Genomic DNA, 7,051 nt, shown 5'->3' on the forward strand with positions numbered 1-7,051 from the left:
AAAAGTACTACTAAAAAACGCTTGATTATGAAAATCGAACAAATCTATACGGGTTGTATTGCTCATGCCGCTTACTATATTGAAAATAATGGAGAAGCTGCCATTTTTGATCCATTGCGCGAAGTGCAACCCTACATCGACAGAGCATTCAAAGACAATGCTAAAATCAAATACGTTTTCCTAACTCATTTCCACGCCGATTTTGTTTCGGGTCATTTAGACTTAGCCAATAAAACAAATGCAAAAATTGTATATGGTCCAACGGCTAAACCTGCTTACGAAATTATTACCGCCGAAGATGGTCAAGTGTTTGAAATTGGAAACTACAAAGTAAAAGTAATCCATACTCCGGGACATACTATGGAAAGCACCACTTATATGCTCATAGACGAAAACGGAAAAGAACACGGAATCATAACTGGTGACACCTTGTTTATCGGGGATGTTGGTCGCCCTGATTTAGCGCAACACGTCGTGGCCGATTTAACGCAGGACAAACTAGCGCGACATTTATTTCATTCGTTACGAGAAAAAATCATGCTTTTGTCAGATGATTTAATTGTTTACCCAAATCACGGTGCGGGTTCTGCCTGTGGTAAAATGATGAGTAAAGAAACTACCGATACTTTGGGCAACCAAAAGAAAACCAACTATGCTTTAAACCCAAAAATGACAGAAGACGAATTTGTTACAGCCGTTCTTACCGGATTAACAAATCCACCGGGTTATTTTCCCGCCAATGTTCTAATGAACATCAAAGGATATGAAAGTTTAGATGTGGTACTTAAAAAAGCAAAAACCCCTTTAAATCCATCTGAATTTGAATTGGTAGCCAATGAAACAATGGCATTGGTTTTAGACACAAGAACTGCCGAAGAATTTACCAAGGGATTTATTCCGAATAGTATAAACATTGGTTTAGATGGAAGCTTTGCGATGTGGGTTGGTGAAATGATTGCCGATATCAAACAAGAAATCCTATTAGTAACCGAAATTGGGAAAGAAGAAGAAAGTATGGTGCGCTTGTCCCGAATTGGATATGATCATACTATTGGCTACCTAAATGGTGGTTTTATTTCATGGAAAAATGAAGGCTTCGAGACAGATACGATTGATAGAATGACTGCTGAGGATTTAGAAAAAAATAGCAACTTTGAAGAAACTAAAATATTTGATGTTAGGAAAAAAAGCGAATTCATATCTGAACATTTGATTGGGGCTATAAATATTCCACTAAACGAAATCAATAATCACTTGGCCGAATTTCCAAAAGATAAAACATTCATTTTGTATTGTGCTGGAGGTTATCGCAGTATGATTGCGGCGTCCATGTTAAAACAGCGTGGCTGGAATAATTTTACAGATGTCATTGGTGGTTTTAGTGAAATTAAAAAAACAAATCTTTTAAAGTCTGATTACGTTTGCCCTACGACTTTATTATAAAAACTACCATACTTCTATTATTTAAAAAACGCTAAAATACAAATAGCTTTTTTTTCTATGTAACTTTTGTCACTATCAAAGCTATTTTCTAATACTACCTTTGTACTATTATTCAACAACATAAAAAATTAACTATGGGATTTTTTAATAAAATATTTGGTGGCAGTAGTAATGAAAATACAGCAACCTTAATAAAAGAAGATGCTTTTTTGGTAGATGTTCGGTCGCCAAGTGAATTTGCGGGCGGTCATGTTAAAGGCTCTGTGAATATATCTTTGGGCCAAGTGCAAAATAGTTTGTCCAAATTTAAAGGTAAAGATCAGATAGTAGTTTTTTGCAGAAGTGGAAATCGAAGCGGTCACGCCAAATCAATTTTAGAACAAAATGGTTTTACCAATGTTACTAATGGTGGAACCTGGCAGAAAGTAAATGCCATGATTACCAAAAAATAGTTTAGAACTAAAGTAACAAGCAATTAGATTTTATTTAAGAACGCAACGTGACAAATATCACATTATATGTTGTTTATATAAGGTACATTTACTAGTAATTTATAAATCATTAAAAGTAAAAATTATGAAAAAAAATATGGGATCAGCGGATAGATTCATTCGCATTCTTTTAGCAATTATTGTGGGTGTTTTATATTACACAAACATAATTGACGGTACATTGGCTATTGTTCTTGGAGTAGTAGCAATTATATTTTTGCTTACTAGTTTTGTTAGCTTTTGTCCATTGTATGCCCCTTTCGGAATCAGTACGTGCAAAAGAACAAACACAAAGTAAATTGACATAAGAATAACAACGATGGATTCCTCATTCGAAACACTTATAAAATCCGACAAGCCACTATTGGTTGATTTTTATGCCACTTGGTGTGGTCCTTGCCAAATGTTAGGCCCTATTCTTAAAGAAGTTAAAGACACTTTCAAAGAGCGGGTTTCCATTATAAAAATTGATGTCGATAAAAATCAAGAAATAGCTGCACATTACCGCGTCAAAGGAGTTCCAACTATGATGTTATTTCAAAATGGAATTCAACTCTGGAGGCAATCTGGAGTGCTGTCTAAAATAGAAATCGTAGAAATCATCATGGAAAAAAGTTCTTGGCCCGAATTACCAGGACAGGAAAAAACAATTTAAACAGCTTGTCATGGACTATCTCATCTTCGGAATTGTAATGCTACACCTAATTGGCGGCTTCGGATGGCTCTTTTATAAATTAGAAATTCAGAAAGAAAAACCAAAAAATGACGACACTACAAAACCTAATCCAACAAATAAACAAACACAATAACTTAAATACAAAAAACATGAAAAAATTAGTTTCAATAATGGCTTTAGCAGCTATTTTAATTTCAATGAATGGCAACGCTCAAACTAAAAAACCAAAAGAGAAAGCCAAAAAAGAATGTTCAGCAGCAGAAATGAAAAAATGTGCTAAAGACAAGAAAACCTGCACACCAGAGGAAATGAAAACATGCACTAAAGAAAAAAAGGCGGGATGTTGTGCTAATAAAGCAAAAGCCTAAATTTCTTTTAATATTATCAGAGTGCTTGAGAAATCAAGCACTTTTTTTGTTCTCTTTTTTTAACTGTGTGACATTTGTTACTGTGCACACATTTTTACCGAGCTACTTTTGCTTCATAATTTATAAAAATAATTATGAAGCAAATAAGTTACATCATTTTTACAGGAACAATTTTAAGTTCATTCTTCGGATTTGGTCAAGATACTTTGTCAATTTCAAAAAATGAATTAATTCAAAAACTTTCTGATAAAAACCTACAACTCAAAATTGCAGGTAAAACGTATGAATCATCCAAAGCCGATTACCATCAATCGAGAGCTTTGTTTTTGCCAAACATTACTGCAAGTCATACAGGAATTTCTACTACAAATCCACTGATGGCTTTTGGTTCTAAATTGAATCAAGCCATTTTAACTCCGATGGATTTCAATCCTGATTTATTGAATAATCCTGCCCGAACTCAAAATTTTGCAACCAAATTTGAAATACAACAACCCTTAATTAACATTGATGGTTTGTACGAAAGACAAGCAGCCAAATCTAAAATGGAAGCCTTTCAATTACAAACCCAACGTACCAAAGAGTATTTAGAATTGGAAGTTTCTAAATCTTATATGCAACTACAATTGGCTTATAAAGCGGTCAAAGTATTAGAAAAAGCCAATGCAACAGGAAAAGCCAATTTGAAATTAGTAGAAAACTATTTTAAACAAGGAATGTTACAAAAAACAGATTTGTTAAATGTTCAAGTTCGTGTTAATGAAATTGAAAACCAATTGCAATATGCAAAATCTAATATGCAAAATGCTTCCGATTATTTAGCTTTCCTACTGAATGAAGACAGCAATGGTAAAACCTACAAACCAACAGAAGAATTAGAAAATAGTATTTCAGTTGAAGCTATAAATACTTCATTATCTGATAATAGAAAAGACATTCAAGCCATGAGCAAGTCGTCTGAAGCGTATGCTAAAATAATACAATCGTCTAAAATGGCTTTCCTGCCAAGATTAAACGCTTTTGGAAGTTATGAAATGTATGATAAAAACTTCTTAGGAACTTCTGCCAAAGGTTATTTAGTTGGTGCACAGTTATCCTGGAATGTTTTCGATGGCTATAAATCAATCGGAAAATTCGAAAAAGCAAAAGCTGAATATCAAAAATCCGATACCGAAAAAGAGCAATACAAAAAACAAAGCCAATTGGAGTTAAACAAAACCAATCGACAATTGAAAGATGCCGAAAACAAAGTCAATTTATCGCAAGAAGCATTTGAGCAATCGCAAGAAGCGTATAGAATTCGTCAAAATCGTTTTGCACAAGGTTTAGAAAAAACCACCGATTTATTGCAATCAGAAACCCAAATGATTCAAAAAGAATTGGAGCATTTGCAATCGGTTTTCGAGTATAATTTCACTAAACAATATTTACAATTTTTAACCAAGTAATAGTATATCTGACAGGTTTTAAAAACCTGTCAGATATAGAAGAATAAATTTAAATTATGAAAAAAACAATAGCCATCCTAACTCTTTCAATTCTCTTTATTTCATGCGGAAAAGAGAAAACTGAAATAACAAACAATACTCCAGCAATATCAGTAAAAGTAAGCGGTATTTCAGCAGACAACAACGGTGAATTCGTAACTGCAAGCGGAAAAATAGAAGCCGAAAATAGCGCCAATGTATCTACTCGAATGATGGGTTATGTAACCAAAGTCAATGTGAAAGTTGGTCAAAAAGTAACTGCTGGACAACTTTTAGTAAGCGTGAACAACACCGATTTACAAGCCAAAAAAGCACAAGTCGATGCCTCAATTTTGCAAGCAACCGCAGCTTATAATAATGCTAAAAAAGACTTTGACAGATTCACAGCCTTATTTGCACAACAAAGTGCTTCCCAAAAAGAATTAGACGATATGACATCGCGCTACGAAATGGCAAAAGCCGGATTAGAAGCTGCTAAACAAATGCGAAATGAAGTCATGGCGCAGTTTTCTTATTCCAATATTACGGCTCCTTTTTCGGGTGAAATCACCAATACTTTCGTGAAAGAAGGCGATATGGCAAACCCAGGAATGCCATTAGTAAGCGTAGAAGGCGCAAATCATTTACAAGTAACTGCCATGGTTTCTGAAAGCGATATCACTTTAATTAAAAGTGATATGAAAGCAAAAGTTTTGGTAAAATCAACCAATCAAGAATTGTCTGGTACCGTTTCGGAAGTAAGTGGTTCTGCCAAAAACACTGGCGGACAATATTTGGTAAAAATCAATTTGAATAACGCTGGAAGCAAAGTCTTATCGGGCATGTTTGCGAATGTTCAGTTTCCTGTAGCCAACAAACCCCAAACAACTGCAACGGTTCAGTCTGACAAAGTTTTAGTGCCCGAAAGTGCTTTAGTGCATCAAGGGCAACTAACCGGAATTTACACTATTGGTTCTGGAAATGTTGTCATTTTAAGATGGTTACGAATAGGTAAAATTTTTGGCAACCAAATAGAAATTTTATCAGGATTATCGGCTAACGAGCAATATATTGTTTCCGCCGATGGCAAATTATACAACGGAGCTAAAGTTAGTATTAAGTAAACAGTCGCAGGTTTCAGGTTTAGTTGGAAACAATTTTAACCTTTTAAACCTTAAACTTTAAACAAAAAATCATGCAAGAAGGTATATCAGGTAAAATAGCCCATTTTTTCATCAATTCGAAGTTGACCATATTGCTAATGGTTGGTTTGATGATTATTGGTGTGTACAGTTCGTTCTTAATTCCGCGTGAAGAAGAACCACAAATTAATGTTCCAATGGCCGATGTCATGGTGGGTTATCCTGGAGCGAGTCCGAGTGAAGTAGAAAGTCGCGTCGTAAAACCATTAGAAAAAATTCTTTCTAATATTAAAGGTGTCGAACACGTGCACAGTATGGCGATGAATGGACAAGCCATGTTGATTGTGCAGTTTTTTGTGGGTCAAGATGTGGAGCGTTCGTATGTGAAACTATACGACGAATTAGCGAAACACGAGAATATGTTTCCACAAGGTGTTTCCAAACCGATGGTTAAGACTCGTTCGATTGACGATGTTCCCATGTTGGGATTGACACTTTGGAGTGAAAAACGGAACGATTTTGAAATTCGTCAAATTGCAGAAGAAGTAACATCTGAAGTAGAGAAAATAAAAGATGTTGCCATTACACGGGAAATTGGAGGCAGAAACCGCGAAGTAAAAGTCGTTTTAGACAAAGATAAAATGGCTGAAAATGGTGTCGATGCTTTAGGAATTATGCAAATGATTCAGGCTAATAACGGCAGTTCACAATCCGGAAGTTTTGTCAATAACGATAAAGAATATTTGGTTACAACCGGACAATTTTTAACCTCATCAGAAGATGTTGAAAACCTAGTTGTGGGTGTCAATGCAAATTTACCAGTTTATTTAAAACAGGTTGCTAAAGTAGAAGATGGTCCATCAACACCTAGAAGTTACGTGTCTTTTGGATATGGTAAAGCCAATGAAAAGTTCAAAACATCCAAATCAGAATATCCAGCAGTTACCATTTCTATCGGAAAAGTAAAAGGTGCTGATGCGATGAAAATTTCGGAAAAGATTTTAGATAAAGTCGAACAATTAAAGAAAACGTTAATCACGAATGATGTTCACGTTGAAGTCACTCGAAATTACGGTGAAACGGCTTCGGATAAAGTCGGCGAATTGCTACTTCACTTAGGAATTGCAATTATTGCCGTAACACTTTTGGTAATTTTCGCAATGGGTTGGCGTGGCGGATTGGTGGTGTTTTTTTCAGTACCGTTAACGTTTGCCTTGACCTTGTTTGCGTATTATTTATTGGGTTATACTTTAAACAGAATTACGCTTTTTGCTCTAGTTTTTGTGGTAGGAATTGTAGTTGACGATAGTATTATCATTGCCGAAAATATGCACCGACATTTCAAGATGAAGCGATTGCCGTTCAAACAAGCAGCTATTTATGCGATTAACGAAGTCGGAAATCCTACTATTTTAGCAACCTTTACAGTAATTGCCGCTATTTTACCAATGGCGTTTGTGTCTGG

General features: G+C 35.1%; 9 protein-coding genes. All 9 read left to right on the forward strand.

Features of this window, described 5'->3' with window-relative positions; genetic code table 11:
* Positions 1 to 27: 27 nt before the first annotated feature.
* Complete coding sequence (locus ABI549_RS07665) at positions 28 to 1,443, forward strand: MBL fold metallo-hydrolase (protein ID WP_348075872.1); 1,416 nt, start codon at positions 28 to 30, stop codon at positions 1,441 to 1,443.
* A 134-nt stretch (positions 1,444 to 1,577) separates the two neighbouring features.
* Positions 1,578 to 1,895: a rhodanese-like domain-containing protein gene (locus tag ABI549_RS07670; protein ID WP_348075873.1), complete on the forward strand. Its 318-nt coding sequence runs from the start codon at positions 1,578 to 1,580 to the stop codon at positions 1,893 to 1,895.
* 124 nt (positions 1,896 to 2,019) lie between these two features.
* A complete protein-coding gene (locus tag ABI549_RS07675; protein WP_348075874.1) occupies positions 2,020 to 2,232 on the forward strand; it encodes a DUF2892 domain-containing protein in 213 nt (70 codons plus the stop codon).
* A gap of 21 nt (positions 2,233 to 2,253) precedes the next feature.
* Entirely contained in the window at positions 2,254 to 2,589 is a 336-nt protein-coding gene (gene trxA, locus ABI549_RS07680) for a thioredoxin (protein ID WP_348075875.1), read from the forward strand.
* Between the two features lie 10 nt (positions 2,590 to 2,599).
* Positions 2,600 to 2,743 (forward strand): hypothetical protein, encoded by a 144-nt coding sequence (locus ABI549_RS07685; RefSeq protein WP_348075876.1) that lies wholly within the window; start codon positions 2,600 to 2,602, stop codon positions 2,741 to 2,743.
* A 16-nt stretch (positions 2,744 to 2,759) separates the two neighbouring features.
* Positions 2,760 to 2,978 carry a hypothetical protein gene (locus tag ABI549_RS07690; RefSeq protein WP_348075877.1) on the forward strand — a complete coding sequence of 73 codons (219 nt, stop codon included), beginning with the start codon at positions 2,760 to 2,762 and terminating at the stop codon, positions 2,976 to 2,978.
* Between the two features lie 134 nt (positions 2,979 to 3,112).
* The gene (locus ABI549_RS07695; protein WP_348075878.1) at positions 3,113 to 4,426 is read left to right on the forward strand and encodes a TolC family protein; all 1,314 of its coding nucleotides are present in this window, start codon (positions 3,113 to 3,115) and stop codon (positions 4,424 to 4,426) included.
* A 56-nt stretch (positions 4,427 to 4,482) separates the two neighbouring features.
* Positions 4,483 to 5,568 carry an efflux RND transporter periplasmic adaptor subunit gene (locus ABI549_RS07700; protein WP_348075879.1) on the forward strand — a complete coding sequence of 362 codons (1,086 nt, stop codon included), beginning with the start codon at positions 4,483 to 4,485 and terminating at the stop codon, positions 5,566 to 5,568.
* Positions 5,569 to 5,639: 71 nt separating this feature from the next.
* A partial coding sequence (locus ABI549_RS07705; RefSeq protein ID WP_348075880.1) for an efflux RND transporter permease subunit occupies positions 5,640 to 7,051 on the forward strand: 1,412 nt, incomplete at its 3' end.

It is taken from the genome of Flavobacterium sp. (genome assembly GCF_039932285.1).
Taxonomy (GTDB): Bacteria; Bacteroidota; Bacteroidia; order Flavobacteriales; family Flavobacteriaceae; genus Flavobacterium.

Bases quoted from the DNA above. Each gene is read 5' to 3' on its own strand.
- ABI549_RS07665 (WP_348075872.1), top strand. From the start codon at position 28: ATGAAAATCGAACAAATCTATACGGGTTGTATTGCTCATGCCGCTTAC.
- ABI549_RS07670 (WP_348075873.1), top strand. From the start codon at position 1,578: ATGGGATTTTTTAATAAAATATTTGGTGGCAGTAGTAATGAAAATACA.
- ABI549_RS07675 (WP_348075874.1), top strand. From the start codon at position 2,020: ATGAAAAAAAATATGGGATCAGCGGATAGATTCATTCGCATTCTTTTA.
- trxA (WP_348075875.1), top strand. From the start codon at position 2,254: ATGGATTCCTCATTCGAAACACTTATAAAATCCGACAAGCCACTATTG.
- ABI549_RS07685 (WP_348075876.1), top strand. From the start codon at position 2,600: ATGGACTATCTCATCTTCGGAATTGTAATGCTACACCTAATTGGCGGC.
- ABI549_RS07690 (WP_348075877.1), top strand. From the start codon at position 2,760: ATGAAAAAATTAGTTTCAATAATGGCTTTAGCAGCTATTTTAATTTCA.
- ABI549_RS07695 (WP_348075878.1), top strand. From the start codon at position 3,113: ATGAAGCAAATAAGTTACATCATTTTTACAGGAACAATTTTAAGTTCA.
- ABI549_RS07700 (WP_348075879.1), top strand. From the start codon at position 4,483: ATGAAAAAAACAATAGCCATCCTAACTCTTTCAATTCTCTTTATTTCA.